This is a genomic window from Scytonema sp. PRP1 (assembly GCF_036697665.2).
Classification (GTDB): Bacteria; Cyanobacteriota; Cyanobacteriia; order Cyanobacteriales; family Nostocaceae; genus Kalymmatonema; species Kalymmatonema gypsitolerans.
Genome location: NZ_JBAHYJ020000137.1, coordinates 1 through 15626, shown reverse-complemented (window position 1 = coordinate 15626; position 15626 = coordinate 1). Strand labels below are relative to the sequence as shown.

The following is a 15626-nucleotide window of genomic DNA, read 5'->3' as shown; positions in this document are numbered from 1 at the left end:
AAACAGTTGAACCTTAAGTTGACACCAATAAGCAATGCTGTGCCGCAACGCACTGCCTCCTGTATTACACTCAATTGAAATTCAACGAGAATTTGGTATCACACCCATACTTTGCCCCTAATTCAACCGTGAAATCAAGTGTTCGCCAACGCGCAGCGCATTAGCCATAATCGTCAGCGTCGGACTAACCGCAGCACTCGATGGGAAGAAACTACCATCCACAACGTAGAGATTATCGACATCATGGGTGCGACAATTGAGGTCGAGAACAGATGTTGTAGGGTCTTCTCCAAAACGGAGAGTACCACACTGATGTGCCACCACTCGAATCGTCGTATTGCTATAAGGATAAATGCCCACTGGGCTGTTTGTATCTTTGTCTACTGCTTTAAGTACCTCTGTCCAATGATAAATCAGGCGGTCATGAGCCTCAAGATTATTCGGCGTGTAATCCAAATGCAGCTTAGAACCATCCACGCGCACTCTATTGTTGGGGTCGGGTAAATCTTCCGTCTGCAACCACCAACCAATTGTACGCGATGCCAACTGCCGCAGTCCAAGCCCTGGCATTAATCTTGACAAAAGAGCCAACAACGGCGGTGCTTCAGTTAGAATCATCTCTTGAAGAAGATTACCCGTATTCTGGATATGACCCATCGGATATTCAAAATCCGAGTATCCCCAGTAAAAATCGTGGACGCAAATCGTCTTTTGGAACACAGTATGGTTAGGTTTAGGACTGAGTTGCACCAGTGCTGTCATCAGGTGTTTCATGAAGTTGCGTCCCACCTGATCAGAACTATTGGCAAGTCCGGTGGGATGTTGTTCATTTGGCGATCGCAACAACAACGCCGCCGAGTTCACAGCCCCACACGCCAGCACGACAATATCACCAAAGAACAGATAAGAGTGTCCATTAATTTCCGCTTCGACAGCTTTGACTTCTCGACCAGACGGAGTAGTGTGTAAACGTACGACTTTAGCATCTGTCTTTAGTGTGACATTGGGAAACTCCAGGGCTGGAACAATTCCTGTTACCTCAGCATCACCTTTGCCATCAACCTTACAGGGAAACCCATCACAAGTTTTACAACGGATACAAAAACTCTCATCGGCATCGCTTTCATTCAGCTTTAAGCCCAGAGGCAGATGTGATGGATGCAGCCCCTGCTTAGAGATAGCATCGCAAATTTGCTGCATCCGGGGTTCGTGACTGACCGGAGGACAAGGGTAATCTTCGCTGCGAGGAGGTTCTGTTGGATCGTCTCCTTGTTTACCGTGGACAGAGTAAAGCTTCTCTGCTTCTGTGTAGTATGGTTCAAATTCCTGGTATTTGACACACCACTCTGGAGAGGTGCCATCTTGATGTTGAACCTTCTCAAAATCCTTTTCCCGCATCCGCAGCAAAGCCGCACCATAAACCTTAGTGTTACCACCAACCCAATAATTAGTTTGGGGACGAAAAGGCTCTCCTGAAATGTCGTACCATTGTTCCTGAGCGTTATAGCGTCCTTTTCCAAACACCTCGACGGCATTCCAGTTTTCATTCTCTTTGGGCAAGAAATTTCCTCGCTCCAAGACGAGAATCTTTTTACCTGTGGGTGCAAGTTTGTGTAATAATGTACCTCCACCTGCACCTGTACCAACGATAATCAAGTCATAGTGCTGGTCATCAATAATCATAGGAATTCTCCTCTCTTAAGGGTGTAGGGATGTAGGGATGTAGGAGCGCAAGAAGGTATGGCGTCCTACGGGTGTAGGGGAGATATAGCAATTCTCTGTTCATTGCATGACACTCGGAACCTCACCCCCTACCCCCCTCTCCGCAAGCAGAGAGGGGGAACATTCGCCCCTCCTCGCTTGCGGGGAGGGGTAAGGGGTGGGGTCAAAGCGTACTGCATCGAAACGAGAACCGTTATATTCATTGCCAGATGTAGATGAGGACAAACAGAATAATCCAGATCACATCAACAAAGTGCCAGAACAACGATGTTGCATTCACACCAAAGTGACCTGAGTCATAATTGCCCGGAATGAACGAGCGAGCAAAAATAATCAATTGCAATATAATGCCGCTGAGAACGTGTAAACCGTGGAAACCAGTCAGCAAATAGAACATCCCACCGAAGACACCACTGGTAAAGCCAAAAGCAAGATTGCTCCATTCAATCGCCTGTCCAACTAGGAAGTAAGTTCCCATAGCGATCGTTGCTAAAAGAAACAGGCGAAATTTATTCAAGTCGTGGCGTGCTAGGGCGCGTTCTGCCAAGTAAATCACAAAGCTACTTGCAACAAGAACCACTGTGTTAATACCAGGTTCTTTAATTTCCAGTCCAGAAACACCAGTCGGTAACCAGTCGGGAGTCGTTGTCTTGTAGACAATATATCCCGCGAAAAAACTTAAGAAAATCACACTCTCAGAGAGCAAGAACACAACAAAGCCGAACATCTTGTTGCCTTCTTCGTCGTGACTATGCTCATGCACAGGTTGCTCTAACTGTTCTGCAATGATAGAACTGTCCATTGATTGAATTCTCCTATATATAGCGCTGCTCATTTCAAGGAAGTACAAATCTATCTGTATTTATCTGTGTTCATCTGTGGTTCTTATTTCTTGATGTATTGCACTCAATTGAAAACCGCGATAATTACTCTCTGAGAACCCCTCTGCGCCTGCGGCCCCCCTCCTCGCTTGCGGGGAGGGGCTGGGGGTGGGGTCTTCGTCTTGTGAGTAATGAGACGGACTCGATATAAATGACTGCACCCAACACCCCACATCCTCTATTTATGACCATTCGCTTCACTAGCTACTAACGGTTCAGACTTGCCGTACCCGTAAGGTTCAGAGACAACGACAGGAATTTCCTCAAAATTCTCTACAGGAGGTGGCGAAGAAACCATCCACTCTAGTCCAATTGCTCGCCAAGGATTATTAGGAGCTTGCTTTCCATGCATCCAGGAAGCAATCATGTTGACAATGAAGGGTAAAGTGGACATCCCCAGCAAAAACGCTCCGAGACTGGCAATAATGTTCCAGAATTCATACTCAGGAGCGTAAGAAGAAACCCGACGCAACATTCCTTGCAATCCTAATGGGTGCATTGGAAAGAAGTTGAGGTTAGTGCCAATAAATGCCAGCCAAAAGTGCAACTTGCCCCAGCTCTCGGGGTACATACGCCCAGTCATCTTGGGAAACCAGTGGTAAATAGCAGCGTACACTCCCATCGTGACCGTGCCGTAGAGGACGTAGTGGAAATGACCTACCACATAGTACGTATTGTTGACGTGAACATCAACCGGAACAGAGGAGAGTGTGATGCCAGTAATACCTGCAAAGACAAACAATAGCGATCCACCTAAAGCAAACAGCATTGGTGTATTCAGTCGCAACTTACCTCCCCAAATGGTCGCCATCCAAGCAAACACTTTAATTCCTGTTGGTACTGCCACGAGCATTGACGTTGCCATGAAAAACATTCGCATCCAGTCGGGTGTGGCGCTGGCAAACAAATGATGTACCCAAACGAGAGTGCTGACAAAAGCTATGAAGAGTGAGGAAATTGCGACGATTTTATAGCCAAACAACGGTTTGCGAGCAAAGGCAGGAATAACTTCTGAGAAAATCCCAAAGACAGGCAATGCCATGACGTACACGGCGGGGTGAGAGTAAAACCAGAACAAGTGTTGGAAAAGAATTGCATTACCCTGCTTGAAGGGTGAAAAAAGCTGTGCCAAAGGAGAGGTCGAACAGAAACATAACTGCACCCGCTGAAGGCTGGCAAGCAAAATAATTGCAGCATTTGAGCACTCAAACTGGCCAAACATACATCGGCATCCGAAGGAAGGTCATTCCTGGTGCCCGCATTTGAACAATCGTCGTGATTAAGTTCACACCGCCCATGATCGACGATACCCCAGAGATTGCTATTGCCACTAACCAGATGAATTCCCCGTTGATTAAGTGACCAGACGGATTTTGGATGCTAACAGGAGGATAAGACCACCAACCAGCTTGAGCCGTGCCGCTGGGTAAGAAAAAGCTGAACAACAGCAAGACCCCCACAACCGGGATCAGCCAAAAGGCGATCGCATTCAGCACCGGAAACGCAGTCTCTCGCGCCCCAATCATCAGTGGCACCAGATAGTTCGCCAATCCCACATTTGCCGGAATGATCCAACAGAAAAATCATAATTGTGCCGTGCATCGTGAACAGTCCGTTGTAAAGCGAGCGATCGACGACATCTAATTGCGGGGTGAGCAGTTCGGCTCGAACAATCATGGCGAATAAACCGCCAATCAGGAAGAAGATGAATGCGGTGACTAAATACTGAACGCCAATCACCTTATGGTCGGTGCTAAAGCTGAAGTAGTGCTTCCAGCCTGTCTGCAGTTTCGTGGTCGGTTCAGCACCCTGCTAGTCTTTACAGAAATATTGGTCATTTATCTTTTGTTTGGTGTTGATTGTTCGTTGTTAGTACAGGATTTCACAAGTTCGTAACGAATTAATTTCAGAAAGGCTCTGCGTTACTCTGCGCTGACTCCGCGTCCCTCTGCGTTTCAAAACGCTACGAATTAATGCAAAGCTGTACTTAGTTGTTTTGTTGACCACTAACTACTAACTAATTGCTGTAATTGACTACAGGAGGCTGTGCAGGCTCAACCGTAGCCCAGCCAGTTTTGATCAGTCCCTTAGTTTCCTGGGTATACTCGGCAACTGCCTGATTAGGTGCAGGGGATGGCTTGTGTGTTGCTATTTCAGCAAGCCACTTATCGTAATCTTCAGGAGAATCAACAACCACATTCGCCTGCATCGTCGCGAAGTAAGTACCGCTGAATTGGGAATCGGTCAATTGATATTTGCCAATGCGGACGGGAGTGAATTCAAAGTCAATCTTGCGTTTGGGAATAATGTCTTGCTTGAGTCGGAAAGCAGGAATATAAAAGCCGTGGAGAACGTCTTCTGATTGCAGCGCCAACCGAACGCGGTGATTGACGGGTAAGTGCAATTCGGTACTGGTGACACCTTGATTTGGATAACGGAACACCCAAGCCCACTGTTTGGCATTGACCTCAATGTTTTCTACAGGTTGAGTTGGGGAGTTTACTGGCGCAGCATACGCTGATTCCATTCCGATTGGCATATGTAGGTGAACAACCTCCATCGGACCGCGAATTGCCATTTGCTCGTAGACTTGGTAGCTATACCCTGCAATCCAAAACACTAGCAAAATCGGGATAGCTGTCCAGACAACTTCTAGTGTGACATTCCCTTCAATCGGGGGACCATCTCTAAAGTCATACTTGCCTGCGCGATGGAAAGTCACAGAATACATCAAAGTTGCAGTCACTCCCAGGAAGATGAATGCGCCCAGTGTGACTAGAAAGCTAAACAAATCATCTATCAGTTGCGATTCTGCTGCCGCTTGTGGAGGAAGCCAGGAATAAGCTTGCTGCCCTATCCACAGACTAGCAGCCGTGAGAGCGATCGCACTTACAATTAGTATCAAAACATTCCAGATTTTCATAGCAACAAAAGTTATTAGTCACTAGTCATTAGTCATTAGTCATTAGTCATTGGTTAGTAGTCACTAGCACTCGTACAAATGACTAAGGACTAAAATCATTTACTTCAGCAAGGTGTTGGGGTCAAGACCCAATCGCAACAACATATCGGCGGTATTATGTACGCCAAACTCCGCAGCTAATTGCGCTCCTAGTGTTCCATGTAGATACATCAGCAACATGATTGCTACCCCAGAGAGCAGATAACTCCACTGCACTTGTTGGCTTTCGTTCTTGCACCAAACGTAGCGCTGTAATCCTCTCCAGACAGTCATACCAACAATCAGCGCTAATAAGAAGACACCACCGACACCATGCCAAAGCATTGTTTCCAGCGGGTGCAATCCCCAAGCACTCTTGAGATCAGATGGTGCTTCTGCCAGCATGATTTCGTAAAAGCCTGCTGCTACAGTAAAAAAGGTGATGATGGCTGAAGCCAGCATATTGAACCAGCCAACATCAAAGAAATTGGAGCGAACGACAGGAATTGCCAAAAATTTGAAGACTGGAGTTTGCAGGTGGAACAGTACACCAACAAAATCAAAGGCAATGCCAATAATGAACAAACCTAGGGTAAGATGAACCAAGTTTGGATGAATTGGTATTGCGTAGGGCAATCCGTTTGCGCCAAGATGCGTTTTTAATTGGTCAATAACTTCAGCATTCATTGCAACAACCCCTCTTTTAGTGCTTCAACAACTGGCACTGTATGCAGTCCATACACCCAAACAAGTTTGTCTCCGAGATACACTTGTATACCAACTAGAACTGTCAAAATAAATCCGATTGCAAGATACGAAAACGGTACTTTATATGGAGTGCGGATACGAATGACATAGCGCCAAGCTGTAATGGCTGCAAGGATTCCTGAAAGCGACCAGCCAAGCAGTGTATGGAAATTCAGCACTGACTCAACAGCATCGTAAGGTTCTGCCAAGCCTGCTTCAAACTGACCAAAAATGATGGCGATGAAGATGGAAATTGTGGCGAAAAACATATTCCACCAACTTGCTTCAAAAAGACGGTATTTCCCTGTGAAAAAGCCAATGACATCACAAACAAAGGCAAACAACACCATCGCAATTACGAAGTGTACAACGATGGGATGAATCGTATCGGGATACGGTAAATTGTGGTCGTTCAAAGCCGGAAGATACTCAAACATGGTGTTCTCCTAGACATATTTTCTGAACCATTTGCTATTTGAATACAGCAAATCATGTATTCAGCAAATACTGTTTATACTGAAGTTTATCAGTCTAAATAAAGTGCAACTTCTACAACATTTCATCTCTGTCAATTTGTAACAGAATAACTTTTTCTGTAAGCCGCTGTGGAGAGTGTTTAACAGTTACCAGTTATCAGTTATCAGTTTCATCGTTGGGGGAAACACCACACTCCTGTGCACCGAAAGCGTTGGTGGTGAGCCACTGCGGTCTTGGGGTTTCCCCAAGTAGAGCAAGTGGCGTAGCGCAAGCGCACGCCTAAGGGAGAACGCGTTCGCGGAGCGTGCGCTTTGCGCTCAGCGTCTCCGTTCGGCCTCAAGCCGTGCCCGTTCGCGCAGCGTGTCCGTAAGGACTCAGGGCTCAGGAGATACCCGGAGGGCGGGTTTAAATCCCCCACCATCGCAGGCGTCACTGCGGCTGGTCACTGTTCACTGTTTTAATTGAAACCTACTGTATTAATAGGCTGAATTTTGAGCAATATGACACACAATAAACACGCGCAATGATTCCACACCTACTTTGAGGCTCAGATGCTCAATCATGACATAATGAAATAGATACAGGTTTTCAGTAAAAACCTGATTCAATCGCAGCCCCATGCCCAAGAAATTTGCATTTTTGTGGTAAATTCTTCCCCTGGGCTGTTTACCACTGTTAGCTATCTTAAACTTATGTAATTAAAATTTATGTATCGTTTGATAGTTTCATATTTTTTTTATTTTGTTATAATAGACAAATAAAATCTGATTTATTCCATCTGGCTTTTAACTATCAAAGATGGATATAGCAGTTGTTCCTCGAAACGGTTAAACGGAATCGCCGTGGCTTCCCGGGAGGCTCAAACCATCCTGTTAGAAGTGGAAAACTCCAGGGTACTGCAATCAGAATTCACATCAATATATTACAAATCAAATATTACAAACACATTCGGTTTTAGCCGACATTGTTGTGGACGCGTGAAAAACGCCATAACAGATTTTTGCTGTTCTTCTTTGCTGAAGCGAGAAGTACGGAGAAAAGCAGATGGCGATCGCCATGCGCGGGCGCTGCGCTACGAGTGCGATTGCATGATTGCACTGCGCTCCGCGCAATCGCGCAAATCCAAAATTCCCACTCGCAGAAGCGCCGCCTTCACAAGTTACAGTAATATCATGTCCGGCTAAATACTTGTCCAGGGCTTTACGCAGCGATAGCTCTGTGAAGTAATCACAGAGTTCTTGCGTTCGCGTAGCGTGCCCGTGCCCGTAAGCGCAAAGCGCACACTGAGCGCAGAGCGCACGCTACGCGAACGTGAACGCGTAGCGTGTCCGTAAGGACTCAGGGCTTATGCGTCGTTCCACTGCGTTCCACTCGCAATGACATATCGTAGGTGATTAAGCGGACTTGATATAAAGCGCGATCGCCCGAAAAAAAATTTCTAGCCGTATACGGTATCGAGTCACCTCCACGAGCATTCGTTTCTACGCTCCCACCTTTGGGGGTTTGCGACGGTTGGACATTTTTTTATTGGATTTCTCTAACAAGAGTGGTGTGACACTAATGTTTAATAATGATTATTATTATGCTAGCAAAGACAATTTTTATACATCGAGATTTAATTGAAATGGCAGTTCTTGAGCTTCATGTACCGCACAAACGTGAACTTGTCATTGCTCTTATGGGCAAAGGGGGGACAGGTAAGACATTTATCTCACTGAGTTTGATCCAATCTTTGAAGAGATTGGGAGAAGCCATGATTGTTGCAGATGCAGACCCTAACAGGTCGCTGTCACGGTATCTTACTTCCCACTATCTTGGATATAAAGAAGAGGAACTTCAGGAACTTCCTCTAATCACTTTAGCTGAGAAGGACTTTTATGAGTTTCATGGACTCCGTCCAGAGCAAACTTATCGGGAGTTCTACAGCACTGGGTTTGATCAAGTCAAAAAATTCTCCATCACTCCAAAAGACTCATTTACCAAGAAATATGCAAGAACCCTCAGTGACAAACTTGCTCTCATCTCAGTCGGAACCAGTGCGCTGCGGATAGAAGAACTTTATTCTACCCGTTGTTCTCATGCGACACTTAACCCACTAAAAGCTTGGTTAGCGCTGTGTACAAATGGGGTTGTGGTTCTCGACTGCGGCGGTGGAGAGGACTCAGGACGATTTGGTCTGCCTATAGGAACCCATGTCGTAATTGTAGTCGTTGAGGCAACACCCGACTCTGTGGCAATTTCAGAAGATATCCGCGCCATTGATGAAGAGTTGGGAATTCCAGTAGTGTATGTTTTGAATAAGTGTCTCAATCACTTCCCAGAAGTTGAGGCATTCGAGTCTAAATACTCAAACAGGATAGTTGGAAAAATTCCTTTTATGCCCTCTATTTACGGCAGGAATCCTCTTGATGTCTTTGACCAAGTCGAAGGAATCTCCAACCACATCCTAGACAGGATTCTTTCTCTAAAATTGAGTTCTCCTGAGGAACGGTGGGCAAGAGTCTTAAGGTGGCAAGACCGCTTGCAGCGACAACGGGAGTTAATGAAAACTCAGCCGTTTAGTTTCTTAGCTTGAAGTATCTACTAACTCTAGATTTATTTATGCCCTAACTCAGGCTAGGAGAGGGAAGCTTCACTACAAGGTAAAGGCAGAAGATCAATAAACAGAATCCCATCCAGATGGTCAATTTCGTGTTGGATGACAATGGATAACATTTCATCAGCAGTGAGGGAAAAAGCACGATTTTCTCGGTCTAATGCTGAAAGAACGACTTGATGAAATCGCTTGACAACCCCACGCTGCCCTTGAATGCTGAGGCATCCCTCTTCTGAATCAATAACAAATTCTTGGTATACTATTTCCGGGTTAATGATGCACAAGATATCCTTAGGTTCTATCTCCCTTGTCTTATCACCTAAAATGCGTTTTTTATTAACAACAAAAACTCTTTTGAACTCTCCAATCTGAGGAGCCGCTAACGCCATCGATTCGTGTTCGAGCATTGTATCGACCAAATCATCAACCAAAGTTTGAAACTCTTGATCAAATTTTTCTACCAGAGTTGAACGTTGTCTTAATAAAGAATTCGGATGAGAGATAATAGGTTTGACTGCCATACAAATATTCAAAAGTAAGAAAGAATCTAGGTATCATATTTGTACTACCTCCACTCACCTTTTAAGCATGAGTTTATTGGTAGTAGTTACAAAAGAGGAATATTATCTTACCATTTGCCATCTGGGCAGGTAGAAGCCTCAAGATTTGCCTTCACCATCATAAAACATCCACAGACGGTACAACGCTTTGCTGCCGCATCAAATTTATCGCAAGTTGCGCATATTTCCAGCCTTTCTTTAACGCTGCTCCTGGAGGCGATAACTCTATCACCACATAACCCCTGATTAGCAGTTTCATATGCCTCGACAAGGAGGTTTTTCAGCATTTGATAATGGCTTGGATAGCTAGGTGGCGAAGGCTTTACCATTTGTTATCTCCTAATTCTTTATTTTCATTTTTCAAGGTAATAGCATAACATGATAAATTAACAAAAATGTTAGATATTTAAAATAAATACTAAAAAAATACCAAACAAATATGAGCAATAATATTTTGTAAAGAAAAAATATATTTTTCTTCTTTTAGACTGATTTTCCATAATAGATATAGCTCCTGATGTTGACTAGTGCAAGAAATACTGTCCAATCAGGAATTCGACCTTTAGCTATTAACAGAAATGTAGTTATAAGAATCTTATTTGATTTTTGAAACACACTTAGGTGGGCACTGCCAGTCAGAACCTGCCCACTATATTCGGGTTTTAGTGGCAGTGCCCACCCTACACTACTCAAGATTTTTCATAAATGATTTAGGATTCCTATAGATATGTATAACTTTATTGTATAATTCTCAATCTAGGAAAAAGTACCTGAAGAAATACTCTTCTTCAAGTACTGAAATGATCGTCTCTCAAAAATGGTAATTATACAGCTTCTTAACCTACTAAGAAACGGGTAACTGGCACGAATTTATAGAAGGCGTACTCATACCATACAGTCCAAATAAAATCCCTAATCCAGGTAGTCCGCATTTTGGGACGAATTTGATAATCAAAAGAGGTATCAGTAGCGCCAACTCTCGCCATTGCATGGTTACAACCACAGCCATGCTCTTGGAAAAATCCGTGCTTAGAAGAAATGCTTTGCACCATGAGTTGGATAGGAAATACTTTTTGTCCATGCAAAGAAGCATCCCAAGCGCGAGCGTTCTTTCTGTCCTCTTCACTGAATCTTAATGGGCGAACTTCAGAAACTTCTTCTCTGTAGATAGGAGCAAGGTGTACGTGGTAAAAAGAAGCAGGAAGGTCATATCCAAATTCCTCAAACAGAGCTTTCCCAATTTCTATAATTTTCTTACGTTCAGCGTCATCTTGTTCCAGAGAAAGTTCCTTCTCAATCAAGTCAAAATTAGGATACTTATTGACCTGGAAATCTTCGCCATAAAACTCAAGAGTTTCCCAGCCAAGATTGCCTAATATTTCACAAAAAGCTGGCTTGCGGTGTTGGAATTTTTCCGATTCATTGAATAAGTCAACATCACCATGAGACATTTTTTGAAGAAAAAGTTGTGCCATCTTCACATATGCTTGTGGATCGGAAAGCTTTGTGTTAGATTTCCCTGCATAAATGTTTTGCCAAGACTGAGGTAGGTGACTCACAGGTTTTGCCTGTTCACCTTCTATGAGGCATACATCTTCTCCAAAAGGTAACGAATTTCTGATGGTGGCGGACATATCTGCTTCGTTTACCTTACTTGCTGTCTTCTGCTCCATCAGTTCTTCACTGGCATTTAGTGACATTTATCTTTCCTTTGTTGAGTCCAATGGTCAAGTGTAACCTAATTGCCGGATACATTAATAATCGTTCTCAAAAAGCATAGCAAATAAAAGCCAAATAATAACAGTGCCACTATTCCACAAGAATTTGCATTCCGGTTTCGCCAACGAAAAGTTGGTACTGGAGTTTGATTACAAGCTTTCTGAGGGTGCGATCGCCGCCACGTCTCACCCATCCCTAAAGGTTATAACTTGCTCCATTCTCAGCTAACCACTGCTTACGATGGCCCCAATCACTCACAATCCGCTCCACGCTATCCCAAAACGCATTGGTGTGATTCGGTTCAATCAGATGCACCATTTCATGAACCACCACATACTCAATCATCCTGCGTGGTAGCATCGCCACTCGCCAGTGGAAATATAAATCTCCCTTGTGTCCACAAGAACCCCAACGATAGCCTAACTCGCGTACCTGAACCGAGCGGGGAGAAGCCCCAACGTACTTGACAATCATAGCAATATGTGTATCTAAAATTGGACGCAGGCGATCGCCATACCATTTCACAAAACATTCTCTTCCTCGTAGCTGTTCTTCGCGGTGTAATTCAAAACGGCTTTGGTAAAACTTGAGTGGCGGTTGTCCTTTCACTCCATCTACTAATTTGAGGCGATAGCTGCGTCCTAAGTAGTAAAATTCTTCACCGCAAACGTATTGTTTAACACCTACTGGTGGATTTAATGACTCTTTTTTTAACAGTTTGCTGTAAATCCAGTAGCGTTTATCATTGACTATCTTCTCCAGAGTTTCTATTGGCACTTCTGGAGGTGAAGCTAAGATTAATTGACCGTCACGTTCGACGGTAATACCTACGGTACGACGTTTTGCACTGTGGCGTATTTCAAAACTGAGGTCGCCAAAGGTGATTGTTGTCATACAATTAAACTATCACGATTTCGGCGAGCTAGTTGCACAAGTTTATCTGCTACTATTTCTAATTCGTCGTAACTCACGACATCATGATCATCCAAGTAACCTGCTATCCACTTTCGCAAGTCTTCTTGGCTGACAAGACTGTCCCAATTGACTCGACGAATATCTTGGCGGATGTGTTCGACAATTTCTTGTGTCACTTGGGCAAGTTGGGTTAATTCTTTGGTGGAATGTTCGGCTAAAATATTGAGAAATGGAAGTTGAGTTTTCGGGTCGAGTCCGGTTTCATCTGTAGAACGACCAGCTTGAATTTCTTGGATATATTGCCACAAAACATGAACTTTTTCTTGCCAATTATCGGCAAAAGATTTGAGAATCTCTGTTAATTTATCGCTTAAGTTTTTGTAATAAACTGGGTCTTCATCGTAATGTACGCTAATGTGATGACGGGCAGCGAATTCCATTTCTGCGGCTTGCGCTTTAGTTGAGCGATGGCGTTGAACGTGGATTTTGAAGTCTAAGGACAGAATATCAATTGGTGGAACTTTCAGGTCAATTCCCTGTGCTTCAATGTATTGGTCAATTAATGCTCTAACCTTCTCTTTGGCTGTAACTATGTTAAGTTTTTCATCTCGATAGAGGTCTGCAACAGATTTTTTAATGAAGCCGAGTTTTTTAGCATCCTTAACAAAATTATAGGGATGACGTGCTTCTGGTCGTGGCAGAATGGTATCAAGGGTATCGATGAAGTCTTTCAAGGATTCGTTGAATTCTACTCTCAGGCGTTCATCTCTGAGTATGTCTACACAAGCATCTACGTTGTCTATTGTGCAGCCGTTTTGAGTGAATAAATTGATAACTCGCTGATGGCGATCGCGTAATTTTGGTATTTCGTCCGCGATATCAAACCAGGCTGATTCTGTGTCTACTTCTTCGTAAATTGCTAAAGCTTCTGCAAGGTTGACACCGTAATAATCGACGACTTAGCCATATTTTTTCGTGTCGTTATAAACGCGGTTGACACGGGCGATTGCCTTCGGCAGAGCTTCGCTTAACGCCTGCAACAATTCATATTCTTTCATCTCCCGGTCTAAATATAAAACTTGTTCATTTGGAGCGTTAAAACCAACCAGCAACATACTTTTGACAATTAAGAAAGCTAGACCATCCTGTTTTGTGGAGTCTGGATGTACTAAAGATTTTTTGAAGCGTTCAATGCGTGCTTCTTGTTTACTTTTATTCGTCCACTCTTCCCAACTGGGGTCGTCGTTTTTGTCCGCAGAGATGATAACGCCAAATTCTAAGCGGCGGATGGTTTCCAAATAAGAAAGTGCTTGGGCTAAAAAGCGCGTTTCTTCATTATCATTTCTGAATCATCCCGAAAACTAAGCCTGCACCTGGTTGTTGTAGGTATTGTTCTAGCTTTTTGACTTTTTTTGCTATCTGCAACGGTTCGCCTGTGAGAACAGCAGTATCGGAAAGTTGCTTTTCTAAGTCGGTGCGATCAGTCACGACGACTATTTTAAAGCGGCGTAATTCCGGAATCGTGCGGATTTTCCGAATTAGGTAAACCATTGTTAGGCTTTTGCCAGCACCTTGAGTATGCCAGATAATACCACCGCGTTGGTCATCTGTACCGTGTTGCAAACGGGTTTGATTGTGTAGCAGTCGATCAATTGCTTCTTGGACTGCTCGATATTGTTGGTAACGGGGGACAATTTTAATTGTGCGTCCGCCACTGGTTTCATATAAGGTAAAGTTCCGCAGGATATCGAGGAGGTTGGTAGGGTTAAGCATTCCGGCGATCAGCATTTGTCGGGTATTTGACCTCTCCCCGTTGGCGGGGAACCCCACCCCCAGCCCCTCCCCGCTAGCGGGGAGGGGAATCTTTTCCCCCTCTCTAGCTTGCGGTGAGTCCAGCGCTGTAGGCGGGTTTCCTGCCGTAGGCGACTGGCGTGCCTCCTGCGGAGGAGCTTCGCTAACGCGTAGCGTCTCCGCAGGAGATACCCGGAGGGAGAGGGGGGTTAGGGGGGTGAGGTCAGTCTTCCACTCAACGTAATACTCATGGTTTGCACCCACTGCACCAGCTACCGCCCGTCCCCTAGAAGCGGCTATCATTAACAGGTTGTAGTGAAATAGTTTTTCTGCGCCTTCTGGTTGACTGCTATTGCGTTGGTTCGAGTATTGCAATAGGTCATTAATTGCTGCGGTGATGGGATTATCTAGGTTGGGACTTTTGCACTCAATCACAACCAGGGGGATACCGTTGACCAATAGCACAATATCAGGAACGATAAAACCGCGATCGCCTGTTATCCAAACGGGATCTACTCGGTATTGATTGCCAGAAAGTCGTTATTTTCAGGATGCTCAAAATCAATATAGTGGACGGTGTGCTGTTTGCCGTCTTTTCCTAAAATGGTTGTGCCAGAAAGCAGTAATTCTGTAGCAGCTTTATTTGCTTCCATGAGTCTTGGTGCTGCTAAACGCTCAAGTTGACTCACCACTGCGTTGACTTGGGTATCATCGAGCCAAGGATTACCATTGTCATCTAGGTTGATGCGTTTGATGACGGTTTTCAAGCGTTGGATGAGCAGAACTTGCTTGAAGTTTTCGCGTTCGGTGACTCGCAAGTCGAATTGATGACCTTCGATATGCTGCCAACCCATGTCACTGAGTTGTTGAATAGTGGGCAGTTCTACATGGATATACTCAGGAGTTTGTTTAGACATGGTGGCAGTTTTTGAGGAAAGTCACAGCAGTTGATAGCGATGTACCTATATAAAGGGTAATCGCTCACTTATTAACTTGATTCCAATGCTGTTATAACATTTACCTCAAAGTCAGCCAGTTTTGCTCATGCAAGCGCTGCCAAGCTTTGCGAATTGCCTTGCTTAAACTCAAGCATAATGAAGTAATACCGATTCAAAAAATGTTTGCGACAGATACCCCACCCGCCAAGAGGGCACCCTCCCCATGAATGGGGAGGGTTAACGAGGGGTCTTTACTTGTGTTGCATTCTTTTTTCAAATTACTATAACCTAGTTATCAATCCAGTTTTCCAAAAGGGGGCTAACTCTAACGAGTAACGG

At 44.4% G+C, this 15626-nt stretch carries 15 protein-coding genes and 1 pseudogene; 2 read left to right on the top strand and 14 right to left on the bottom strand.

The genetic code is table 11. The features are described 5' to 3' along the window. Nucleotides 1-117: 117 nt before the first annotated feature. From V5G28_RS35995 to V5G28_RS35970, 6 genes and pseudogenes are all read right to left on the bottom strand, one after another. Nucleotides 118-1683, bottom strand: a complete 1566-nt coding sequence (locus tag V5G28_RS35995) for a GMC family oxidoreductase (RefSeq protein ID WP_332990247.1) — start codon at nucleotides 1681-1683, stop codon at nucleotides 118-120. 238 nt (nucleotides 1684-1921) lie between these two features. Continuing rightward, complete coding sequence (locus tag V5G28_RS35990) at nucleotides 1922-2524, bottom strand: cytochrome c oxidase subunit 3 (protein WP_332990243.1); 603 nt, start codon at nucleotides 2522-2524, stop codon at nucleotides 1922-1924. 257 nt (nucleotides 2525-2781) lie between these two features. Beyond that, nucleotides 2782-4280 (bottom strand): annotated as a pseudogene (locus V5G28_RS35985) (cytochrome c oxidase subunit I). A 340-nt stretch (nucleotides 4281-4620) separates the two neighbouring features. Next, nucleotides 4621-5526, bottom strand: coding sequence for a cytochrome c oxidase subunit II (locus V5G28_RS35980; protein WP_332990241.1), 906 nt, complete (start codon nucleotides 5524-5526; stop codon nucleotides 4621-4623). A gap of 99 nt (nucleotides 5527-5625) precedes the next feature. Further along, complete coding sequence (locus V5G28_RS35975) at nucleotides 5626-6231, bottom strand: DUF2231 domain-containing protein (RefSeq protein WP_332990238.1); 606 nt, start codon at nucleotides 6229-6231, stop codon at nucleotides 5626-5628. Further along, the gene (locus V5G28_RS35970) at nucleotides 6228-6728 is read right to left on the bottom strand and encodes a DUF2231 domain-containing protein (RefSeq protein ID WP_332990235.1); all 501 of its coding nucleotides are present in this window, start codon (nucleotides 6726-6728) and stop codon (nucleotides 6228-6230) included. The genes V5G28_RS35975 and V5G28_RS35970 overlap by 4 nt, the downstream gene beginning before the upstream one ends. Before the next feature lie 882 nt (nucleotides 6729-7610). Here V5G28_RS35970 and V5G28_RS35965 point away from each other — a divergent pair. Together V5G28_RS35965 and V5G28_RS35960 are read left to right on the top strand one after the other, a co-directional pair. Further along, on the top strand, nucleotides 7611-7952 hold the full coding sequence (locus tag V5G28_RS35965) for a hypothetical protein (protein WP_332990232.1): 342 nt from the start codon (nucleotides 7611-7613) through the stop codon (nucleotides 7950-7952). A 398-nt stretch (nucleotides 7953-8350) separates the two neighbouring features. Beyond that, a complete protein-coding gene (locus V5G28_RS35960) occupies nucleotides 8351-9343 on the top strand; it encodes a nucleotide-binding protein (RefSeq protein WP_336231555.1) in 993 nt (330 codons plus the stop codon). Between the two features lie 41 nt (nucleotides 9344-9384). Here V5G28_RS35960 and def read toward each other — a convergent pair whose 3' ends face one another. The 8 genes from def to V5G28_RS35920 all read right to left on the bottom strand — a co-directional run bounded on the left by def (nucleotide 9385) and on the right by V5G28_RS35920 (nucleotide 15266). Continuing rightward, nucleotides 9385-9885 carry a peptide deformylase gene (gene def, locus V5G28_RS35955; RefSeq protein WP_332990228.1) on the bottom strand — a complete coding sequence of 167 codons (501 nt, stop codon included), beginning with the start codon at nucleotides 9883-9885 and terminating at the stop codon, nucleotides 9385-9387. Nucleotides 9886-9992: 107 nt separating this feature from the next. Beyond that, nucleotides 9993-10253 (bottom strand): hypothetical protein, encoded by a 261-nt coding sequence (locus tag V5G28_RS35950; protein WP_332990226.1) that lies wholly within the window; start codon nucleotides 10251-10253, stop codon nucleotides 9993-9995. A gap of 507 nt (nucleotides 10254-10760) precedes the next feature. Continuing rightward, nucleotides 10761-11624, bottom strand: a complete 864-nt coding sequence (locus tag V5G28_RS35945) for a hypothetical protein (protein WP_332990223.1) — start codon at nucleotides 11622-11624, stop codon at nucleotides 10761-10763. A gap of 214 nt (nucleotides 11625-11838) precedes the next feature. Next, nucleotides 11839-12537, bottom strand: a complete 699-nt coding sequence (locus V5G28_RS35940; RefSeq protein ID WP_332990221.1) for a M48 family metallopeptidase — start codon at nucleotides 12535-12537, stop codon at nucleotides 11839-11841. Next, nucleotides 12534-13292 carry a type I restriction enzyme endonuclease domain-containing protein gene (locus V5G28_RS35935; RefSeq protein WP_332990219.1) on the bottom strand — a complete coding sequence of 253 codons (759 nt, stop codon included), beginning with the start codon at nucleotides 13290-13292 and terminating at the stop codon, nucleotides 12534-12536. Before V5G28_RS35935 ends, V5G28_RS35940 begins: the two co-directional genes overlap by 4 nt. Before the next feature lie 225 nt (nucleotides 13293-13517). Then, nucleotides 13518-13856 (bottom strand): type I restriction enzyme subunit R domain-containing protein, encoded by a 339-nt coding sequence (locus V5G28_RS35930; protein ID WP_332990217.1) that lies wholly within the window; start codon nucleotides 13854-13856, stop codon nucleotides 13518-13520. A gap of 40 nt (nucleotides 13857-13896) precedes the next feature. Continuing rightward, nucleotides 13897-14814, bottom strand: coding sequence for a type I restriction endonuclease (locus V5G28_RS35925; RefSeq protein WP_332990215.1), 918 nt, complete (start codon nucleotides 14812-14814; stop codon nucleotides 13897-13899). Between the two features lie 47 nt (nucleotides 14815-14861). Continuing rightward, nucleotides 14862-15266 (bottom strand): type I restriction endonuclease, encoded by a 405-nt coding sequence (locus V5G28_RS35920; RefSeq protein WP_332990214.1) that lies wholly within the window; start codon nucleotides 15264-15266, stop codon nucleotides 14862-14864. Nucleotides 15267-15626 lie beyond the last annotated feature (360 nt).

Excerpts from the sequence above, each read along its gene's own strand:
- V5G28_RS35995 (WP_332990247.1), bottom strand. The coding sequence starts at position 1,683 with ATGATTATTGATGACCAGCACTATGACTTGATTATCGTTGGTACAGGT.
- V5G28_RS35990 (WP_332990243.1), bottom strand. The coding sequence starts at position 2,524 with ATGGACAGTTCTATCATTGCAGAACAGTTAGAGCAACCTGTGCATGAG.
- V5G28_RS35980 (WP_332990241.1), bottom strand. The coding sequence starts at position 5,526 with ATGAAAATCTGGAATGTTTTGATACTAATTGTAAGTGCGATCGCTCTC.
- V5G28_RS35975 (WP_332990238.1), bottom strand. The coding sequence starts at position 6,231 with ATGAATGCTGAAGTTATTGACCAATTAAAAACGCATCTTGGCGCAAAC.
- V5G28_RS35970 (WP_332990235.1), bottom strand. The coding sequence starts at position 6,728 with ATGTTTGAGTATCTTCCGGCTTTGAACGACCACAATTTACCGTATCCC.
- V5G28_RS35960 (WP_336231555.1), top strand. The coding sequence starts at position 8,351 with ATGCTAGCAAAGACAATTTTTATACATCGAGATTTAATTGAAATGGCA.
- def (WP_332990228.1), bottom strand. The coding sequence starts at position 9,885 with ATGGCAGTCAAACCTATTATCTCTCATCCGAATTCTTTATTAAGACAA.
- V5G28_RS35950 (WP_332990226.1), bottom strand. The coding sequence starts at position 10,253 with ATGGTAAAGCCTTCGCCACCTAGCTATCCAAGCCATTATCAAATGCTG.
- V5G28_RS35945 (WP_332990223.1), bottom strand. The coding sequence starts at position 11,624 with ATGTCACTAAATGCCAGTGAAGAACTGATGGAGCAGAAGACAGCAAGT.
- V5G28_RS35940 (WP_332990221.1), bottom strand. The coding sequence starts at position 12,537 with ATGACAACAATCACCTTTGGCGACCTCAGTTTTGAAATACGCCACAGT.
- V5G28_RS35920 (WP_332990214.1), bottom strand. The coding sequence starts at position 15,266 with ATGTCTAAACAAACTCCTGAGTATATCCATGTAGAACTGCCCACTATT.